The 17,827-nt window shown below is 64.1% G+C and carries 18 protein-coding genes; 10 read left to right on the forward strand and 8 right to left on the reverse strand.

The window, feature by feature from the left end; all coding sequences use genetic code 11:
- Positions 1-26: 26 nt before the first annotated feature.
- From ACVWW1_RS15280 to ACVWW1_RS15300, 5 genes are all read right to left on the reverse strand, one after another.
- Positions 27-1,115 carry a TRAP transporter substrate-binding protein gene (locus tag ACVWW1_RS15280; RefSeq protein ID WP_456656381.1) on the reverse strand — a complete coding sequence of 363 codons (1,089 nt, stop codon included), beginning with the start codon at positions 1,113-1,115 and terminating at the stop codon, positions 27-29.
- Positions 1,116-1,377: 262 nt separating this feature from the next.
- A complete protein-coding gene (locus ACVWW1_RS15285) occupies positions 1,378-2,466 on the reverse strand; it encodes a TRAP transporter substrate-binding protein (protein ID WP_097672506.1) in 1,089 nt (362 codons plus the stop codon).
- A gap of 309 nt (positions 2,467-2,775) precedes the next feature.
- The gene (locus ACVWW1_RS15290) at positions 2,776-3,012 is read right to left on the reverse strand and encodes a hypothetical protein (RefSeq protein WP_176532039.1); all 237 of its coding nucleotides are present in this window, start codon (positions 3,010-3,012) and stop codon (positions 2,776-2,778) included.
- Between the two features lie 210 nt (positions 3,013-3,222).
- Positions 3,223-4,353: a P-loop NTPase gene (locus tag ACVWW1_RS15295; protein WP_456656382.1), complete on the reverse strand. Its 1,131-nt coding sequence runs from the start codon at positions 4,351-4,353 to the stop codon at positions 3,223-3,225.
- Between the two features lie 56 nt (positions 4,354-4,409).
- Positions 4,410-4,847 (reverse strand): VOC family protein, encoded by a 438-nt coding sequence (locus ACVWW1_RS15300; RefSeq protein ID WP_353700242.1) that lies wholly within the window; start codon positions 4,845-4,847, stop codon positions 4,410-4,412.
- 130 nt (positions 4,848-4,977) lie between these two features.
- Between ACVWW1_RS15300 and ACVWW1_RS15305 the strand changes: the two genes are divergently transcribed.
- The 4 genes from ACVWW1_RS15305 (at position 4,978) to ACVWW1_RS15320 (ending at position 8,878) form a co-directional block, all read left to right on the forward strand.
- Positions 4,978-5,922 carry an NAD(P)-dependent oxidoreductase gene (locus ACVWW1_RS15305; protein WP_456656681.1) on the forward strand — a complete coding sequence of 315 codons (945 nt, stop codon included), beginning with the start codon at positions 4,978-4,980 and terminating at the stop codon, positions 5,920-5,922.
- 389 nt (positions 5,923-6,311) lie between these two features.
- Positions 6,312-7,916 (forward strand): sensor histidine kinase, encoded by a 1,605-nt coding sequence (locus tag ACVWW1_RS15310; RefSeq protein WP_456656383.1) that lies wholly within the window; start codon positions 6,312-6,314, stop codon positions 7,914-7,916.
- 148 nt (positions 7,917-8,064) lie between these two features.
- Positions 8,065-8,268: a DUF1289 domain-containing protein gene (locus ACVWW1_RS15315; protein WP_456656384.1), complete on the forward strand. Its 204-nt coding sequence runs from the start codon at positions 8,065-8,067 to the stop codon at positions 8,266-8,268.
- Between the two features lie 25 nt (positions 8,269-8,293).
- Entirely contained in the window at positions 8,294-8,878 is a 585-nt protein-coding gene (locus ACVWW1_RS15320) for a TIGR02281 family clan AA aspartic protease (RefSeq protein WP_456656385.1), read from the forward strand.
- 2 nt (positions 8,879-8,880) lie between these two features.
- On the opposite strand, the gene catC is transcribed toward ACVWW1_RS15320, so the two are convergent.
- Both catC and ACVWW1_RS15330 read right to left on the reverse strand, forming a co-directional pair.
- The gene (catC, locus tag ACVWW1_RS15325; RefSeq protein WP_456656386.1) at positions 8,881-9,171 is read right to left on the reverse strand and encodes a muconolactone Delta-isomerase; all 291 of its coding nucleotides are present in this window, start codon (positions 9,169-9,171) and stop codon (positions 8,881-8,883) included.
- A gap of 111 nt (positions 9,172-9,282) precedes the next feature.
- Positions 9,283-10,860, reverse strand: a complete 1,578-nt coding sequence (locus ACVWW1_RS15330; RefSeq protein ID WP_456656387.1) for a 4-hydroxyphenylacetate 3-hydroxylase N-terminal domain-containing protein — start codon at positions 10,858-10,860, stop codon at positions 9,283-9,285.
- A 264-nt stretch (positions 10,861-11,124) separates the two neighbouring features.
- Here ACVWW1_RS15330 and ACVWW1_RS15335 point away from each other — a divergent pair, with 264 nt between their 5' ends.
- The 5 genes from ACVWW1_RS15335 (at position 11,125) to ACVWW1_RS15355 (ending at position 15,533) form a co-directional block, all read left to right on the forward strand.
- Positions 11,125-11,742, forward strand: coding sequence for an FAD synthetase (locus ACVWW1_RS15335; RefSeq protein WP_456656388.1), 618 nt, complete (start codon positions 11,125-11,127; stop codon positions 11,740-11,742).
- On the forward strand, positions 11,739-12,263 hold the full coding sequence (locus ACVWW1_RS15340; RefSeq protein ID WP_456656389.1) for a flavin reductase family protein: 525 nt from the start codon (positions 11,739-11,741) through the stop codon (positions 12,261-12,263). Before ACVWW1_RS15335 ends, ACVWW1_RS15340 begins: the two co-directional genes overlap by 4 nt.
- A 71-nt stretch (positions 12,264-12,334) precedes the next feature.
- On the forward strand, positions 12,335-13,204 hold the full coding sequence (locus ACVWW1_RS15345) for a dioxygenase family protein (RefSeq protein ID WP_456656390.1): 870 nt from the start codon (positions 12,335-12,337) through the stop codon (positions 13,202-13,204).
- Positions 13,205-13,271: 67 nt separating this feature from the next.
- Positions 13,272-14,450: a muconate/chloromuconate family cycloisomerase gene (locus ACVWW1_RS15350; RefSeq protein WP_456656391.1), complete on the forward strand. Its 1,179-nt coding sequence runs from the start codon at positions 13,272-13,274 to the stop codon at positions 14,448-14,450.
- A 165-nt stretch (positions 14,451-14,615) separates the two neighbouring features.
- The gene (locus ACVWW1_RS15355) at positions 14,616-15,533 is read left to right on the forward strand and encodes a LysR family transcriptional regulator (protein WP_456656392.1); all 918 of its coding nucleotides are present in this window, start codon (positions 14,616-14,618) and stop codon (positions 15,531-15,533) included.
- Positions 15,534-15,542: 9 nt separating this feature from the next.
- Here the strand turns inward: ACVWW1_RS15355 and dusA are convergent, their stop codons facing one another.
- Positions 15,543-16,538 (reverse strand): tRNA dihydrouridine(20/20a) synthase DusA, encoded by a 996-nt coding sequence (gene dusA, locus ACVWW1_RS15360; RefSeq protein ID WP_456656393.1) that lies wholly within the window; start codon positions 16,536-16,538, stop codon positions 15,543-15,545.
- A 134-nt stretch (positions 16,539-16,672) separates the two neighbouring features.
- Between dusA and ACVWW1_RS15365 the strand changes: the two genes are divergently transcribed.
- Positions 16,673-17,800 carry a site-specific integrase gene (locus ACVWW1_RS15365; RefSeq protein ID WP_456656394.1) on the forward strand — a complete coding sequence of 376 codons (1,128 nt, stop codon included), beginning with the start codon at positions 16,673-16,675 and terminating at the stop codon, positions 17,798-17,800.
- Positions 17,801-17,827: the final 27 nt, after the last annotated feature.

Genomic DNA, 17,827 nt, shown 5'->3' on the forward strand with positions numbered 1-17,827 from the left:
TCTGCTTGCGCTGAAGGTCAGTGGCGTCAGGCCTGAGAGTGGCGTGCCATGAAATTGTCGTAGCCGACTTCGGCGACCTGGAACCACTGATAGCCGTTGTTGGAGAACGATGTCAGCGAGTCATAGACCTTCTTGAAATTGGCATTGGTCGCCGAAACCTCGGCATGCAGCTCCTTGGCGGCCTTGAAGGACGCTTCCATCACCGCAGACGGGAACGGGCGCAGCTTGGTGCCGGCCGCGAGCAGCTTCTTCAGTGCGAGCGGGTTGGCCTGGTCGTAGCGCGCCATCATCCAGTTGTTGGCGAGATGGCCGGCCTGCTCGAGCACGAACTGGTAGTGCTTCGGCAGCGCGTTCCACTTGTCGAGGTTGATCATCGCCACCAGCATCGGGCCGCCTTCCCACCAGCCGGGGAAATAGTAGTTCGGCGCGACCTTGTAGAAGCCGAGCTTCTCGTCGTCGTAGGGACCGACCCACTCGGCCGCATCAATCGTGCCTTTTTCCAGCGCCGGATAGATGTCGCCGCCGGCGAGCTGCTGCGGCACCGCGCCGAGCTTCTGCATCACCCGTCCGGCAAAGCCGCCGATGCGGAATTTGAGGCCCTTGAGATCGTCGACGCTGTTGATCTCCTTGCGGAACCAACCACCCATCTGGCAGCCGGTGTTGCCGGCAAGCAGCGAGGTGACGTTGTAGCTCTTGTAGAACTCGTTGAGCAGCTCCTTGCCGCCGCCCAGCATGAACCAGGCCTGGTTGAGCCGCATGTTGGGCCCGAACGGCACCGAGGAGCCGAAGGTGAAGGTCGGGTCCTTGCCGAAATAGTAATACGGCGCGGTGTGCCCCATCTCGACCGTGCCGTTCTGCACGGCGTCGAGCACCTGCAGGCCCGGCACGATCTCGCCGGCGGCAAAGGTCTGGATCTGGAACTTGTTGTCGGTGGCTTCACCCACCGCCTTGGCCATCAGCTCGGCGCCGCCGTGCAGCGTGTCGAGCGACTTCGGCCAGCTCGTCGTCAGGCGCCATTTGAGCTCCGGCATCGACTGCGCGATCGCAGGAGCTGCGACCGTTGCCGCGCCTGCGACGCCCAAACCCGTGACCTTGATGAAATCTCTGCGCTTCATTTGCTTCCCACCCTGTGTGATTGTGTTGTCCGAGCGTCGACTGCTTGCGATCGTCGCGCTGCGTTTCTTTGCCGTCATGACCGGTGACCGATCAGGCGCCGCCTTCGTGCCGAGGCTTCGGACGCGAGCATGGAACATCCCCTCGGTGAATGCCAGACGCAAAAAACCCGGCCTCCTTGCGGGGGCCGGGCTACTTAAGTCGAAGCTCTTGTTAGGTCGAAGCTCTTGGCGCGTTCTCTTCTCGCGAACACTCGGAGCGCGATCAGCCGCGGGTGCGCGAGCGGATCATGAAGCTGTCGAAGGTGTATTCGGCGACCTGCCACCACAGATACTGGTCGGAACGGTACGCCTGCATGGCGTCGATCGACTTCTTGAAGTCGGCATTCTTGGCCGAGATTTCACCCCACAGCTCGTTGGTCGCCTTGAGGCAGGCCTCGAGCACTTCGTTGGTGAACGGACGCAGCTGCGTGCCGCCGGCAACCAGCCGCTTCAGCGCCGAGGGGTTCTGCATGTCGTAGCGCGCAGCCATCCAGGTGTTGGCGTTGGCGGTCGCGTTGGTCAGGATCGCCTGGTAGTTCTTCGGCAGCGCGTTCCACTTTTCGAGGTTGCAGTAGGCGTGCACGGTCGGGCCGCCTTCCCAGAAGCCCGGATAATAATAGTACTTGGCGACCTTCTGGAAACCGAGCTTCTCGTCGTCATAGGGACCGACCCACTCGGCGGCGTCGATGGTGCCCTTCTCCAGCGCCGGATAGATGTCGCCGCCGGCGAGCTGCTGCGGCACCACGCCGACCTTCTGCAGCACCTGGCCAGCGATGCCGCCGATGCGGAATTTGAGGCCCGAGAGATCGGCGACCGTCTTGATCTCCTTGCGGAACCAGCCGCCCATCTGGGTGCCGGTGTTGCCGCAGGGGAAGCCGATCACGCCGAACTTCTTGAAGAACTCGTTGCCGAGCGCCTCGCCGCCGCCCTGGTACCACCAGGAGTTCTGCATGCGGGCGTTGAGGCCGAACGGCACCGACGCATAGATCGCAAAGGTCGGGTCCTTGCCGACATAGTAGTAGGACACGGTGTGGCACATCTCGACCGTGCCGTTGGAGGTCGCGTCCAGCGCCTGCAGGCCGGGGACGATCTCACCCGCCGCAAACACCTGGATCTGGAACTTGTTGTCGGTCATTTCGGCGACATACTTCGCCACCTGGTCGGCGCCGCCATAGATGGTGTCCAGCGACTTCGGGAAGCTCGAGGTCAGGCGCCACTTGATTTCAGGCGAGGACTGCGCAATCGCCGGCGCGGCAACCGCCGTCGCGGCAGCACCGGCCGCAGAAACTTTCAAAAAATCACGACGCTTCATCGTAAGGCTTCTCCTTGAGGGGGCGTTTCCCGGTGTCCGCAAGCAATTCTCCGGCAGGACGCTTGAAGGTCAGCCGGGACGCTCTGGGTCGGCCCTTTACCACGGAAGGCGGCCTCACGGAAACGCGACAATGGCATGACCGCACCAATTAAACGAAAGTCTGATGATGCGGGAAATCTGCCGGAAAATGCGGGCTCAGGCTGCGGCGACGACGGCTTGCCGCGGCTCGCGGACCTTGTCGCCGTCACGCGGTAAATCGCCGCGTGCGGGCCGCCCGGCAGGCACTCAGCCACCGGGCTCCCGAGGCAATCAGCGCCGCGTCGCCTCTCGCGCCTTCTTGGCTTTATCGGCCAAATGCCGCCCACGCCGGATCCAGCTTTGCGCGGTCGTCTTGCTGACTCCAAACGTCTTGGCGATCGCCATGGCGGCCTCGCCGATCGAGTCGGATTTCTTCGCGAGGTTGAACGCCGCCCGGGAGGCCTCTTCGCGCTTCTCCCGCGTCAGATGCTTACGGCGTTGTTTGTTTGCTTCGCGTGATGCTGCCATGTCGCTGGTCGCCTCACGGCCCCTCCCCGCATTACGGCTACCCGTGCCCGCCTTCAATTGACGGAACGGTGGTACGATTCGGCCAGTGCTGGACAAACATACAGGCCGGACGCGATTCAGCAATCGTCCAAGGGCGACAGGCCTGTGAAGAAAGACCGCCGGGATACCGGCCTTTGGGGCCCACCTGCTGACCGGGACACCAGCGCGGGCTCAGGCGGCGGCGACGACGCCTTGCAGCTGCTCACGGACCTTGCTGCCGATCGCGCGGTAGATCGCCGCGTGCGGGCCGTCCGGTTCGCTCTCGACCACCGGGTTGCCGGAATCGGAGGCGGCGCGGATGGCGATATGCAGCGGGATCTCGCCGAGGAACGGCACCCCGAGCTTCTCGGCCTCGTGGCGAGCGCCGCCATGGCCAAAGATGTCCGAGCGCGTGCCGCAATGCGGGCACTGGAAATAGCTCATGTTCTCGACAATGCCGAGCACCGGCACATTGACCTTCTTGAACATCGCCAGTCCCCGCCGCGCGTCGATCAGCGAGAGGTCCTGCGGCGTCGAGATGATGACGGCGCCCTTGAGCGGGACGTTCTGCGCCAGCGTGAGCTGGGCGTCGCCGGTGCCGGGCGGCATGTCGACGACCAGCACATCGAGCGTGCCCCAGGCGACGTCGCGCAGCATCTGGGTGATCGCCGACATCACCATCGGCCCGCGCCAGATCATCGCGGTGTCCTCTTCGACCAGGAAGCCGATCGACATGATCGACAGGCCGAAGCGCTGCAGCGGGATCATCTTCTTGTCCTCGTTGAGCTGCGGCTTCTCGCGGATGCCGGTCAGCCGGGGCACCGATGGGCCGTAGATGTCGGCGTCGAGCAGCCCGACACGCAGGCCGATGTCGCGCAGACCGAGCGCAAGGTTGAGCGCCGTGGTCGACTTGCCGACCCCGCCCTTGCCGGAGGCAACCGCGATGACGGCGGAGATGCCGGGGATCTCGGCCTGGCGCGCCATCGGCGATTGCGCACCCGGCGGGTGCGGATGACGGTGCGCGGACGCAGGCGGGACGCCGCCGGCCGGCCGCGGCGCAGGCGCCGCACCACCCGCCTTGCGCTCCGCGGTCAACGCGATCATCGCGACGCTGACGCCGGGAATGGCGCGCACGGCGTTCTCGGCCTGCGCACGCACGCTCTCCCAGGCGCGGGCTTCCGCGGCATCGACGTTGATCGAGAAGAACACCTTGCCGTCGGTGACCGTGATCGCCGACAGCACATTGGCGTTGGTCAAGGCCGTGCCGCGCGGCGACATCACCTTGGCAAGACAATCGAGAACCTGTTGCTGCGTCACGCTCACCGCGTATCTCCTGGCAAATTCAAGAGAGCACCCATAGAGCGTCGCAGCGCAAAAGGCTACCTCGCTCCGACGTCGTCCCGCCGCTCGGCCGGCGCAGCGGAGCCGCCCTCCTTGGCGGCCTCGTAGTTCAGCTCGATCATGACCCCGTTGGGGTCGTTGACGAAGATCTGCCAGAGGTCCCCGCCGGGAACCTGGCGCGAGTCGAATTCCATGCCCTTGGACTGCAGCCGCTTCCGCATCCCGTCAAAGCCCTGACTGGCAAAGGCGACGTGATGGACGACGCCGGAGTCAGGCTTTTGTGCCTCGTCGGTCGCGGAAATATCGACCAGATGCACGACCGCCTTGCCCTCGCTGTACATCCACGCACCCGGGAACGCGAAGTTCGGCCGCGCCCCCTTTTCCAGGCCCAGAATGTCCTCATAGAACCGCACCGTGGCGGCGAGATTCCGGGTCCGGATATTGAAATGATCGAGCACACCGACGCTCATGCCCATGCGAGACACTCCCTTTTTTGTGAGGTTCTTTGGTGGGCCGATCCTAGCACAAAACCGGGGTCTGCCATCCAACGAAGGCGTTGCCCTCCGCTGCGCAGGGGGTATGGTGCGGCTCCCTTCCATGGACGGAATGCCCTGCCCGCCGCGTCGTTTTCCGGCGGTCCCAAGGGCGATCACCACGGCAAATCACAAGGTATCAGACATGGCTAAAGTCGCTTTCCTCGGTCTCGGCGTAATGGGTTTCCCGATGGCGGGACACCTCGTGAAAAAGGGCGGCCATGAGGTCACCGTTTACAACCGGACCGCGGCGAAGGCGAAGCAATGGGCCGACAAGTTCGGCGGCAAGACGGCGCCGACCCCGAAGGCCGCCGCCGAAGGCAAGGATTTCGTGATGTGCTGCGTCGGCAACGACAACGACCTGCGCGCGGTCACGATCGGCCCCGGCGGCGCCTTCGCCGGCATGAAGAAGGCCGCGACCTTCGTCGATCACACCACCGCCTCCGCCGAGGTCGCCCGCGAGCTCGATGCCGCCGCCACCAAGGCCGGCTTCAAGTTCGTCGACGCGCCGGTGTCCGGCGGCCAGGCCGGCGCCGAGAACGGCGTGCTGACGGTGATGTGCGGCGGCAGCGAAGACGCCTATGCGGGCGCCGAGCCGATCATCAGCGGCGCCTATGCGCGGATGTGCAAATTGCTCGGACCGGCGGGCGCCGGCCAGCTGACCAAGATGGTCAACCAGATCTGCATCGCAGGCCTCGTGCAGGGCCTGTCCGAGGGCATCCACTTCGCCAAGAAGAGTGGCCTCGACGTCGCCGCCGTGATCGAAACCATCTCCAAGGGCGCGGCGCAGTCCTGGCAGATGGAAAATCGCTACAAGACCATGAACGAGGGCAAGTACGATTTCGGCTTCGCGGTCGAGTGGATGCGCAAGGACCTCTCGATTGCGCTGGCTGAAGCCCGCCGCAACGGCGCCACCCTGCCGGCGACCGCCCTGGTCGACCAGTTCTATGCCGAGGTCGAGAAGATGGGCGGCAAGCGCTGGGATACGTCGAGCCTGCTGGCCCGCCTGCAGCGCTAGCTCCTCCTACAATCTGGTCATGCCCGGGCTTGTCCCGGGCATCCACGTCTTTGGATCCACGCGAAGCAAGACGTGGGTGGCCGGGACAAGCCCGGCCATGAGGACGGGAAATTGTCAGTCTCGGAGTGCGAGCGGACATCATCTGCGATTGCCCCGCGCGCCGGCGGGCTCACCCTGCCCCAGCGGCGTCGCCTCTCGACTTTGGTCGGCGCTGCTCCTGACGCGATTGCGCCCTGACATTGCGCAACGGCGCGGCGCCCGGGCAAAGGTTAATTTAACCTCCGGTTAACGAGTTTCTTTAGCTCTTTAAGGTAACGCTTAATGAATTAGCGTCACAGATAGACAATGCAAAAGGCGCGCGCGGTTCGCGCGCAGGATTTGTGTTGTTGATGAGTAATCCCGCAGAAAAGCCTGAAGTTGTGCAGCTTCCGGCAGGACCTCAGGTGGCAGCGCCGGTCAACAGCCGGCGCGTTGCCGCGCAGCGGGTGCGCGAGGCGCGGGATCGGTTAACGTCAACCAGTGGAACCCGCCCGGCGTTCGACGCCGAACTGCTCCGGCAATATGCCCAGACCCGGATCTCGGCATCCTACGTCGTGATGCTGCTCGTGGTGGCAACCGGCGTCCTGTTTGGCCTCTGGATGAAGCCGATCGTGGCCGCCGCCTGGACGGTCGGCATCCTCGGTGTCCATCTCGCCATCATCCGCAGTTGCGCCCGCTTCCTCGCCGAGCCGACCTCGGTCGCGGTGACCCGCAAATGGCGGACCCGCTTTGTGCTGCTCGATCTGCTCTACGGCCTGTGCTGGACCGCGATCCTGATCCACCCCGCCGGTCGCGATCTCTCCTCCAACACGCTGATGATGTTCCTGATGCTGCTGGTGATCGCGGTCTCCAGCATGCTGGCGGCGAGCCTGCCGATCGCAGCACTCGCGGCGACCGTTCCGGTGACGGTCGGGATTGCGCTCGACCTCGTGCTCAACGGCGCGTTCGACAATTACGTGCTGGCGCTGCTTGCGCTTGCCGCCGAGGGTTATTTCGCGCTGCTGGCGCATCGGCTGCATTCGACCACGCTGGCGACGCTGGAAGCCCGCGCCGAAAAGGACGCGCTGATCGGCGAACTGGAACAGGCCAAGGCGATCTCCGACGAGGCGCGGCACCGCGCCGAATCCGCCAACGTCGCCAAGTCGCGCTTCCTGGCCCAGATGAGTCACGAACTCCGCACGCCGCTCAACGCCATCCTCGGCTTCTCCGAGGTGATGAAGAGCGAGATCTTTGGCGCGCACGCGGTGCCGGTCTACAAGGAATATTCCGCCGACATCCATAATTCCGGCGTGCACCTGCTCAATCTCATCAACGAGATCCTCGACCTGTCGCGCATCGAGGCCGGCCGTTATGAGCTGAACGAAGAGGCCGTGGCGCTGGTGCATGTCGTCGCCGACTGCCACCATCTGCTGAAGCTGCGCGCCTCCAGCCGCGGCATCACCATCCACGAGGTGTTCGAGCATGGCATGCCCCGGATCTGGGGCGACGAGCGCGCCATCCGCCAGGTCGTGCTCAACCTGCTCTCCAACTCGATCAAGTTCACCCCGCAGGGCGGCGAGATCTGGCTGAAGGTCGGCTGGACCGCGTCGGGCGGGCAATATCTGAGCGTCAAGGACACCGGAAGCGGCATCGCCGAGGACGAGATCCCGGTCGTGCTGGCCTCGTTCGGCCAGGGCTCCAACTCGATCAAGTCGGCGGAACAGGGTGCGGGCCTTGGACTGCCGATCGCCAAGAGCCTGATCGACATGCATGGCGGCACCTTCACGCTGAAATCGAAGCTACGCATCGGCACCGAGGTGATCGTGACCTTGCCGCCGGAGCGGGTGATGAGCGCGCTGGCGCCGATGACGGAAGACGCGCCGCCGGTGCAGCCCGAGCCCGCCGAGCCCTCGATGGGCGCCGACCGGAAACGTGTGCGCCGCAAGTCGATCATGAGTGCCGGCACCGGATTGTAGAGCATGTCGCGGGTGACGCGGTTTTCGCTGCCAATGAATCCGAGGCGTTCGCGCCAAGACCATGCTCGCGACAAAAAGCCGGGGCGTGATGGCGTATCCCGATTCGACCGATTTGCACTGGCAGGTGAAACGGTTCAACAGTTGAAAAATGAGCTCAGAAACGCCGTGTATCGCAGTCTGCATGATCGACCCCAGGACGAAGCTCTGCTTCGGCTGTGGTCGCACGCTCCCGGAGATCGCACGCTGGCACAAGATGGACCGCGTGGAGCGGCTGTCTGTCATGACGACATTGCCGGCGCGGATGGCCGAGGCTGGGCTCGAGCGCATGGAGCCGCGTCCGAAGCGCGCGTGACCACCGCCGCGACCGGAGTCGCACCGTGACCCGCATCCTCCTTGTCATCCTGCTGCTGATGGCAACCGCCGGCGCCGTTGTCGCCTACGGCGACCCCGATCAGATCGCGCGCGCCAGACAGAATCTGACCCAGATCTTCGGCCGCGGCATCGCCGCGCCGGCCTCCGCCCCTGCCCCGGCGGTGCAGATTGCACGCAGCCAGGGCGGCGAGTTCGCGTTCCGCGCCAAGATCAACGGCGTCAGCGCGCCGATGGTGATTGACACCGGCGCAACCTCGGTCGTGCTGACCTGGGAAACCGCCAAGGCGATCGGGCTGCCGACCGACATGCTCGAATACAATGTCGACCTGGAGACCGCCGGCGGTCACACCAAGGCGGCGCGGCTGACGCTCGATCGTCTCGCGGTCGGCAAGCTGGTCGAGAAATCGGTGCCTGCGCTGGTGGTGCAACGCGGGCAGATGAAGACCAACCTGCTCGGCATGAGCTTCCTCGACCGGCTCGAAAGCTGGGGAGTCCGTTCCGACACGCTGAGCCTCACCGGATACCCCGACGTCACCGGCAGCCTCAACTCCCCGGCCCGTCACCGGAGCCCGCGCACGGTTGTCGACTAGCTCTAGCGGTCGTCGTCGTGGATCGACGACGGATGCCGGCATAGCGGCGTGACGCGGATCTCCATGAACGGAAACAGCGGCAGGCTGGACAGCATGTCGTGCAATTCCTGCGCGCCCGACACGTCGAAGATGCTGACATTGGCGTAGCGTCCAGCCACCCGCCACAGATGACGCCAGGCCCCGGTGCGCTGCAGCTCCATGGCGCGGACGCGTTCCGCCTGCTTCAGCGCATCGACCTTTTCGGCTGGGAGATCGTACGGAATCCGCACGTCCATTTGGACGTGAAACAGCATGATGATCAACTCTCTCTGCAAGCGATGAAGCGGTAGCGCGAAAACGGAATGGAGCCGCCGCGCGACCGCGGCGGCTCCATCGCTCTGTCTATCAGATCGTCAGCCCAGTCGTCAGCCCTGCACCAGTCCGCGGCTGACCAGATTGATATCGTCGGGATTGACGAGATCCTTCGCCGTCCACCCAGAGACGTCGTAGTCGCTCATGCAGTTGCGCACGAAATCCTGCATGGCGCCGAGGTCACCGGTGGCGCTCGCGGCCATCAGCGTCTCGACGCGCAGGTTCTCGTAATTGCCCGCGTAGTTGCGCTCGTAGAGCTCGTGCCGGCCGCCGAACTCGGAGCCGACCGCGTCCCAAAGCAGCTTGAGCAGCTTGATCCGGTCGATCGCGGCGTAGCCGTTGGAGCCGCGCACGAAGCGGTCGAGATAAGGCCTAATCGCCTCGCTCTCGAGGTCGGCCGAGCTTGACGGCAGATAGATCAGGCCACTCGCGACATGGCGCTCGATCAGCTCCTTGATCCGCGGATAGGCCATCGGCGCGAACACACGATAGGCCAGCCCGTAGTTCAGGTTGGGCAAATTGTAGCCCTCGGTCCCCTGCCAGGCGATCGGCGATTTCACCATCGCATCGGAAATGCCGTGGAACAGATTGCGCCACGCGATCACCTCGCCCACCGCCGTCTGCACGCCGCGGAAATCCTTCGACCCGGTCGCCTCCACCGCCATCGAGAACAGGCCGGCGATGAAGTCGAGCTTGACGGCAAGCCGCGTCACGCCATGCAGCGTGAAGCGCGGGATAAAGCCCGACGCCGGGAAGAACTGGTTGATCTTGTCGACGTCACCATAGATGAAGACGTTCTCCCAGGGCACCAGCACCTTGTCGAAAACGAGGATCGAGTCGTTCTCGTCGAAGCGGCTGGACAGCGGATAGTCGAACGGCGATCCGGTCGCAGCCGCGGTGAATTCGTAGGACGAGCGGGCGATCAGCTTGACGCCCTTGGCGTCCATCGGCGCCGTGAAGATCAGCGCGAACGACTTGTCCTTGATCGGGATGCCGTAGTGCGCGATGAAATTGTAGTGCGTCAGCGCCGAGCCGGTCGCAACCACCTTCGCGCCCGAGACGATCAGGCCGGCGTCGGTCTCATTCTCGACATGCATGAAGACGTCGCGCACGTCCTCGATCGCCCGATCGCGATCGATCGGCGGGTTGACGATGGCGTGATTCCAGAAGTCGAGCCGTTCCTGGGTCCGGGCATACCACCTCTTCGCGTTGCCGGCGTATTCGCCATAGAAGCCCGAATTCGCGCCCAAGGTCCCAAGGAACGCCGCCTTGTAGTCCGGCGAGCGACCCATCCAGCCGTACGCGACCTTCTGCAATTCGGCGATCGCATCGCGGCCCTTGATCAGGTCATCGGACGTACGCGAGCCCAGGAAGAACGGATGGGTCAACTGTCCGGAGCCGGTGTCGGTCAGGACGCCGATCTGATCCTTCTTCTCGTGAAAGCGGTCGTACCAGCGCGCCACCATCCGCGCCGAGTTGCGGAAGGCGGGATGCTGCGTGACGTTCTTGACGCGCTCGCCGTAGATGTAGATTTCCCGGCCGTCCTGGATGCTGTCCAGGAATTCCGCGCCGGTATAGACGCTGGTGGTTGACGCAGGCGCATCGGCCCGCAGGGCAGCTGCAGTAGTCATGGGTTTCTCCTCCGCTTGTATCGTTGGACCGGAGGGCGTTGCCACCCCGGCCCGGACCATCCCGTCACGCTCTTGGTCGGCGTGACATCGGCGGAAAAGCTACGCGCTCACCCGGAGCGGGCGAAAGGTATCACACCATACCGCGCGAACCGTCGCGGCTCGGGCTATGACTCAGGTGGCACGGACCGGACGACGCATGATCGACCGGCCGACGCAACGCCGCAGCTGACGCAGCAATTGCGCAGCGCGGCAAGGGAGCGAACCATGGGCAAGGGTTTTGACAGCGCTGCTGTCGCTTTCCATCGCGATGGCGAATTGGCCCTCACGGCAAGCGTCGTGACCATCGGCGCGTTTGACGGCGTCCACCGCGGCCATCAGGAACTGCTCCGGCAGACCATTGCCGCAGCGCAGCGCCGCGGCGTTCCGGCCGTGGTCTATACCTTCGATCCGCCGCCGAAGGTGTATTTCGGCCAGGCCGAGGCGCTGATCTCGCTCGGCGAAAAGCCCGAGCGCATCGCAACATTCGCACCGGCCCATGTCGTCGTCGCCGACTTCAACCAGATCTACGTCCGCCGCAGCGCAGCCGATTTCCTCGCCGAGTTGCAGCGTCTGCAACCGCGTGAAGTGATCGTCGGCGAGGATTTCCGCTTCGGGTCCTGCAAGGGTGGCACCGCGCAGCTGCTGCGGCAACATTTCGACACGCGCATCCTGCCGCCGGTGCGCTGCGGCAATGGCGAGATCGTCTCCAGCAGCCGGATCCGCACGCTTCGGCGATCCGGCCTTGCCGCCGCCGCGGCAGCGCTGGAAAACTGGCGAGATATCGTGATCGCGCCGCCGGCCAACCGATCTAGTCTGGCCCAACTCGAGGTCATCAGCCCATGACGACCATCAATCCGCGCGAGCTGCGCAATGCCTGTGGCCAGTTCGGCACCGGCGTCACCATTATCACCACGCATTGCGAGGGACGCGACCACGGCATGACGGCCAACGCCTTCATGTCGGTCTCGCTCGATCCTCCGCTGGTCGCGATCTCGATCGCGAAAAGCGCGAAGATGCTCTGCCACATCCAGAACACCGGCCGCTTCGCGGTCAGCGTGCTCGCCGAAGGCATGGAGGATCTTGCCTGGCACTTCGCAGGCAAACCCAGGCTCGACCTCTGCGACGTCTTCGAGCGCCGCAACGAGCTACCCGTCATCGCCGATGCAGCGGCGTATTTCGTGACCGATCTTGCTGATGAGATCGTCGCGGGCGACCACACCATCTTCCTCGGCCATGTCCGCGAGATGTCGCTGGAGCCCGGCAAAAAGCCGCTGCTGTTCTGCCGCGGCCGCTTCGGCGGCCTGGCCGACCCGCACCCCGCGCCCGCGACGCTCGAGAATGCTGCTTACGAATTTGTCTGGTGAGACCGCCAGAAGATATTCCCGAAAACGGGATGCACGTTTGATCCAAACTGCAAGAAAAGGAGGAAACGACCATGCTGAACGTCAACAAGGACACCATCACCGACCATGTGATCGCCGCGCTCTCGAAGGACATTCCGGACCGCAATCGTCAGATCATGACGAGCCTGATCCGCCACATGCACGCCTTCTGCAAGGAGGTCGACCTGACCTTCGCCGAGTGGTTCGCTGCCTGCGAATTCCTGCGGCGCGCCGGCGACATCTCGGACGAGAAGCGCAACGAGTTCATTTTGATCGCTGACATTCTCGGCGTCGAGGTGCTGGTCGACATGCTCGACCACCGGGTCACCGACGGCGAGAGCGAGTCCACCGTGCTCGGGCCGTTCTATCGGGAGAACCCGCCGGTGCTGCCAAAGGGTGCTTCCATCATCAAGAAGACGTTCGACAACGCGCAGACCGTGAGGGTCGGCGGACGCATCAGCGACACCGCGGGGCGGCCGATCGAGGGCGTCACCATCGACGTCTGGGAGGACGCGCCGAACGGGCTCTATGACCTGCAGGACCCTGAGCAGCCGGCCTATAATCTGCGCGGACGGTTCACCACCGATGCCAACGGCGAATACGCCTTCGTGGCACTCCGTCCCGAGCCCTACCCGATCCCCTATGACGGCGCCGGCGGCGAGCTCTTGAAGTACATGGGTCACCATCCCTGGCGTCCGGGCCACATCCACTTCATGCTCTCCAAGGACGGCTATCAATCGCTGATCTCGCAGATCTACGATTCCGAGACCAAGTATCTCGACAACGACTCGGTGTTCGCCGTGAAGCAGAGCCTGATCGGCAAGTTCGCGAAAGCGCCGGCCGGCGCCGACACGGATCTCGTTCTCGATTTCGACTTCAAGCTCAAGAAGGCGGCGGTCGAGCGCCTCGTCGCGGCCGAGTGATCTGCACCAAGCCCTGCCGGGCCCGGAAAGCCTGGCAGGGTTCCCTTGAACTGACCTGCGAGGACCTATGAGTCGTGCCGTGATCGAAATCGCCGAGCCCGTGGAGCAAGTGCAGAACTTCGCAAGAGACACTGCGATCCGCAGTATCCGCGCCACCATCGTGGAAGCGCCCACCCGCCGGCGGCACAAGCTTTCGAACACGGAAGTCACGCATCAGGGCTACGTTCTGGTGCGCGTCCTGCTCGATAACGGCGTGACGGGTATCGGCGAAGCCTCGACGCTCGGCGGGCCGCGCTGGGCCGAGGAGAGCGTGGAATCGATCAAGGCTGCGGTCACGAATTACCTGGCCCCGGCGCTGCTCGGGCAGCCTGTCCTCGCCTTCGAAGCCAACGCCTTGCGCATGGGCAAGGCCGCCACCCGCAATTTCGCAGCCAAGGGCGCGATCGAATCCGCCCTGCTCGACGCCGCCGGCAAGACGCTCGGCCTCCCCGCCAGCGCGCTGCTCGGGGGTGCGGTTCGCCAGCGCATGGAAGTGATCTGGGCGCTGGCCTCGGGCGACAGCGGCCAGGAGCTGGAGGAAGCGAAGGAGAAGCTGCGGCGCCGCGAACACCGCCAGTTCAAGGTCAAGTTCGGCTTCAACCGCCCACCGGCGGATCTGAAGCGGCTGCAGACGCTGCGCGCCGGCCTCGGCGACGAGGTCCGCCTGATCGTCGATGTCAACCAGGGCTGGACCGAAGCCGAATGCATCCGCTTCATGCCCGCGCTGGAGGAACTGGACGTCGCTCTGGTCGAGCAGCCGGTGTCAGCGCTGCATCTGGAAACCATGGCGCGTGTCGCGGCGCGCACCTCCATTCCGTTGCTGGTCGACGAAGCGGCCTTCACCAAGGAGGAAATCGCCCGCGTCGCCGCGATGGGTTGCGGCAGCGTCTACTCGCTGAAGCTCGTGAAGAGCGGCGGCCTGTTTGAAATGAAGCGTGCCGCCGCGGTCGCCGGCGCGCACGGCCTTGAGCTCTACGGTGGCTGCCTGCTGGAGAGCAGCATCGGCGCGGCTGCGCATCTCGCCGCGTTCGCCACCCTGCCCAGGCTCGAATGGGGCAGCGAGCATTTCGGTCCGCGTATCCTCGTGGAAGACCTCGTCGTCAACCCGATCAGATTCGACGCGTTCGAGATCTGCGTGCCCGATGGCCCGGGCCTCGGTGTCGAGGTCGACGAGGACAAGATCCGCGCCTTCGCGCGGAAGGACTAGCCAGATGGCGTCGTCCCCGCGGACAATTGACAATCCAGGGATGCCCGCACAGTCTTCCCGCCGGAACCACCGTCTCGATCATGCGCCGATGACCACGCGATATCAAACCCGGCAGGCCTTTCCCGCAGCTTCCACGGAAGCGCGCGGACAAACGTTCGGCTGACCGTGACCGATCGCGACGACGTCATGGATCTGAGGCGACTGGTCTACTTCGTCGCCGTCGCCGAGGAATTGCATTTCGGCCGCGCCGCATCACGGCTCGCGATCGCCCAGCCGCCGCTCAGCCGGCAGATTGCACAGCTGGAAAGCGATCTCGGCGTCGTGCTCATTGACCGGAGCCGAAGCCAGATCCGGCTGACCCAGGCCGGCAGCGTTCTGCTGGAACGTGCACGCGATGTGCTGGAGCGGCTCGACCGGACGCACCGCGAGATCAAGCGGATCGGCGAAGGCTTTTCGGGGCACCTGCGCGTCGCCTTCGTCGGATCGGCGACCTATGGCGTGCTGCCCAATGTGATCAAGGCGTTTCGTTTGGCTTATCCTGACGTCGAGCTCGCGCTGTCGGCGATGAACAACGCAGAGCAGAAGCGCGCGGTGATCCAGCGCGAAATCGACATCGCCGTCGCCCGCCCGTCGCTCGACGACGAGGAATTGAAGTCGGAGCCGCTGCTGCAGGAGCCGCTGATCCTCGCGCTGTCCGACACCTCGCCCTTGCTCGAGCAGCAGGTCACGCGGCTGGCTGCGCTGAAGGCCGAGACCTTCGTGCTCTACCCGCGCAAGCCGCGCCCGAGCTTCGCCGACCACATCCTCAATATCTGCCTCGAAGAGGGCTTCATTCCGAAATCGCAGGTACTGGCCCAGGATTACCAGACCGCGATCAGCCTGGTGTCGGTTGGCGTCGGCATCGCGCTGGTGCCGCAATCCGTCTCGCAGGCGGACCGGCCCGGCGTCGCCTATCGCGCCTATGAGGGACATAATCCCGGCACCGCGCTGTCGCTGAACTACCGGCGCGACAACCGGATGCCGCACCTCTTCAACTTCCTGAAGGTCGCACACGACGTCACGCGGCGTCAGCGCAGACAATAGCCTGCGCCGTCAGGCCGCGACCGCCGCCAGGACGCGATCGTCGACGCGTGCGATCGCCTCGCGCAGCACGTCGGTCCCGGCACCCGGCCGAACGCCGTTCTCCGCGAGATGCCTGCGGAAGGCGCGCGCGCCGGGCACGCCGTGGAAAGCACCGACGAAGTGGCGCGTGATCGAATGCAGCCGCGTGCCCTCGGCCAGTTGCCGCTCGATATACGGCAGCATCGCCGCGAACACGTCCTTCATCGTGGCGTGCGGCGGCGTTTCACCGAACAGCTCGGAATCGACTGTCAGCAGCCGCCACGGCTCCCGATAGGCCGCCCGTCCCAGCATCACGCCATCGACATGCGCCAGATGCTGCTTCGCTTCGGCGATACTCGTGATCCCGCCGTTGATGATGATGGGCACGTCCGGCAGCGCTGCCTTAAGGCGATAGACGCGATCGTAGTCGAGCGGCGGAATGTCGCGGTTCTCCTTCGGCGACAATCCGTTGAGCCAGGCCTTGCGCGCATGCACGACGAGCGCGTCCGCGCCCGCTGCAATCACGCCGCGTGCCAGCGTATCGAGCGCAACTTCCGGATCCTGGTCGTCGATGCCGATCCGGCACTTCACCGTGACAGGAACCTTCACTGCGCGCTTCATCGCCGCAACGCCCTCGGCGACGAGCGCGGGCTCCGCCATCAGGCAGGCGCCGAAACGGCCGTCCTTCACCCGATCGGAAGGGCAGCCGACATTGAGATTGATCTCGTCATAGCCGAAGTCCTCGCCGATCTGCGCGGCGGTCGCGAGATCGCGCGGATCGGAACCGCCGAGTTGCAGCGACACCGGGTGCTCGCTGGCATCGAAGCCGAGCAGCCGCGCCCGGTCGCCGCAGATGATGGCGCCGGTCGTCAGCATCTCCGTGTAGAGCCGCGCCCGCCGCGACATCAGGCGATGGAAGACCCGGCAATGCCGGTCAGTCCAATCCATCATCGGGGCCACGGAAAAGCGATAATCTTGCGATTTCAATGACTTACCTTATGTTTCAATGGGATGAAACACGAACGTGTGCACTCCAAACTAGCCGAAATTGCACACGTTTGTACCCGTTTTGACCTCTCAGTGCACACATAGCGCACACGAATTGGGGAGTGCACACGGCCATGGCCAGCTTCACTCAGTTGCCCTCTGGGAACTGGCGCGTCCAGGTCCGCCGCAAGAACCGCTACGTGTCAGAGACCTTCCGTCGACGCAAGGACGGTGAAGACTGGGCGCTCGACATGGAGCGCAATATCGATCGCCGCGGATCACCAAAACCGAAGGCTGCTGCACAGGCTCGAACGTTCGGCGACATTATCGATCTTCATGTCGAAGATATGCACGAAGTCGGCCGCCCTCCCCGCCGCTCCAAGGCCGCCGTCTTGGAGGCGCTGAAAGATTCCTTGGGAGCAGTGAAGTTGTCCCAGCTCAATCGTGAGCGACTGATCGAATTCGGTCGGAAGCGCGCGAAGCAAGGTGCCGGGCCGGCCACACTTGCAATCGACTTCTCATTCATCAGAACTGTTGCCACTCATGCTGCCGCGGTACACGGCATTGAGGTCTCGGCCGAAGAGGTTCGACTAGCGCGCTTCGCAATGAAGCATTTGGGACTTGTCGGCAATTCGGAGGAGCGAGACCGGCGACCAACCCAAGATGAACTTGATGAGCTCGTCGAATACTTCGAGACCAATCGTCGGCAGTTCGTCCCTATGGGCCGCATCGTTCGATACGCTGTGGCGACAACGATGCGGCAGGAAGAGATTTGCCGGCCCGACTGGCCTGATGTCGATATGCAAAAGCGGCCCCTGATCATTCGCGATCGCAAGGATCCTCGGGCCAAGGATGGCAACGATCAGAAGGTCCCGCTTCTCAATCTGACCGGCTACGATGCGTGGGAGATCATGCTTCAGCAGCGCATCATCACTCGTGGCTGGGGGCGTGTATTCCCTTACAACCACCGCTCAGTGAGCGCGGCCTTCACACGAGCCTGCGATGAGTTGAAAATCGAGGATCTGCATTTTCATGACCTGCGACACGAGGGTACTAGCCGCCTCTTCGAAGCAGGTCTCACGATCGAGAAGGTCGCGCTCGTGACTGGTCACAAGGATTGGCGGACATTGCGGCGTTACACCAAGCTGAAGCCGGAAGAACTCCACAAGCTACAAACGGCGCCGCAACCATCGTTGGAGGAGTTCATCCAGACGCTCACAACAACCGAGCCTGCTACGGCAACGGTCCGACGACAGATCTAGAAATCTAAGGACGCGAGCTGCGATCTT

It is taken from the genome of Bradyrhizobium sp. JR3.5, from assembly GCF_054057015.1.

Excerpts from the sequence above, each read along its gene's own strand:
- ACVWW1_RS15340 (WP_456656389.1), top strand. The coding sequence starts at position 11,739 with ATGACGACCATCAATCCGCGCGAGCTGCGCAATGCCTGTGGCCAGTTC.
- ACVWW1_RS15280 (WP_456656381.1), bottom strand. The coding sequence starts at position 1,115 with ATGAAGCGCAGAGATTTCATCAAGGTCACGGGTTTGGGCGTCGCAGGC.
- ACVWW1_RS15345 (WP_456656390.1), top strand. The coding sequence starts at position 12,335 with ATGCTGAACGTCAACAAGGACACCATCACCGACCATGTGATCGCCGCG.
- catC (WP_456656386.1), bottom strand. The coding sequence starts at position 9,171 with ATGCTGTTTCACGTCCAAATGGACGTGCGGATTCCGTACGATCTCCCA.
- ACVWW1_RS15285 (WP_097672506.1), bottom strand. The coding sequence starts at position 2,466 with ATGAAGCGTCGTGATTTTTTGAAAGTTTCTGCGGCCGGTGCTGCCGCG.
- ACVWW1_RS15330 (WP_456656387.1), bottom strand. The coding sequence starts at position 10,860 with ATGACTACTGCAGCTGCCCTGCGGGCCGATGCGCCTGCGTCAACCACC.
- ACVWW1_RS15290 (WP_176532039.1), bottom strand. The coding sequence starts at position 3,012 with ATGGCAGCATCACGCGAAGCAAACAAACAACGCCGTAAGCATCTGACG.
- ACVWW1_RS15310 (WP_456656383.1), top strand. The coding sequence starts at position 6,312 with ATGAGTAATCCCGCAGAAAAGCCTGAAGTTGTGCAGCTTCCGGCAGGA.
- ACVWW1_RS15300 (WP_353700242.1), bottom strand. The coding sequence starts at position 4,847 with ATGGGCATGAGCGTCGGTGTGCTCGATCATTTCAATATCCGGACCCGG.
- ACVWW1_RS15305 (WP_456656681.1), top strand. The coding sequence starts at position 4,978 with ATGCCCTGCCCGCCGCGTCGTTTTCCGGCGGTCCCAAGGGCGATCACC.
- ACVWW1_RS15335 (WP_456656388.1), top strand. The coding sequence starts at position 11,125 with ATGGGCAAGGGTTTTGACAGCGCTGCTGTCGCTTTCCATCGCGATGGC.
- ACVWW1_RS15365 (WP_456656394.1), top strand. The coding sequence starts at position 16,673 with ATGGCCAGCTTCACTCAGTTGCCCTCTGGGAACTGGCGCGTCCAGGTC.
- ACVWW1_RS15315 (WP_456656384.1), top strand. The coding sequence starts at position 8,065 with ATGAGCTCAGAAACGCCGTGTATCGCAGTCTGCATGATCGACCCCAGG.
- ACVWW1_RS15350 (WP_456656391.1), top strand. The coding sequence starts at position 13,272 with ATGAGTCGTGCCGTGATCGAAATCGCCGAGCCCGTGGAGCAAGTGCAG.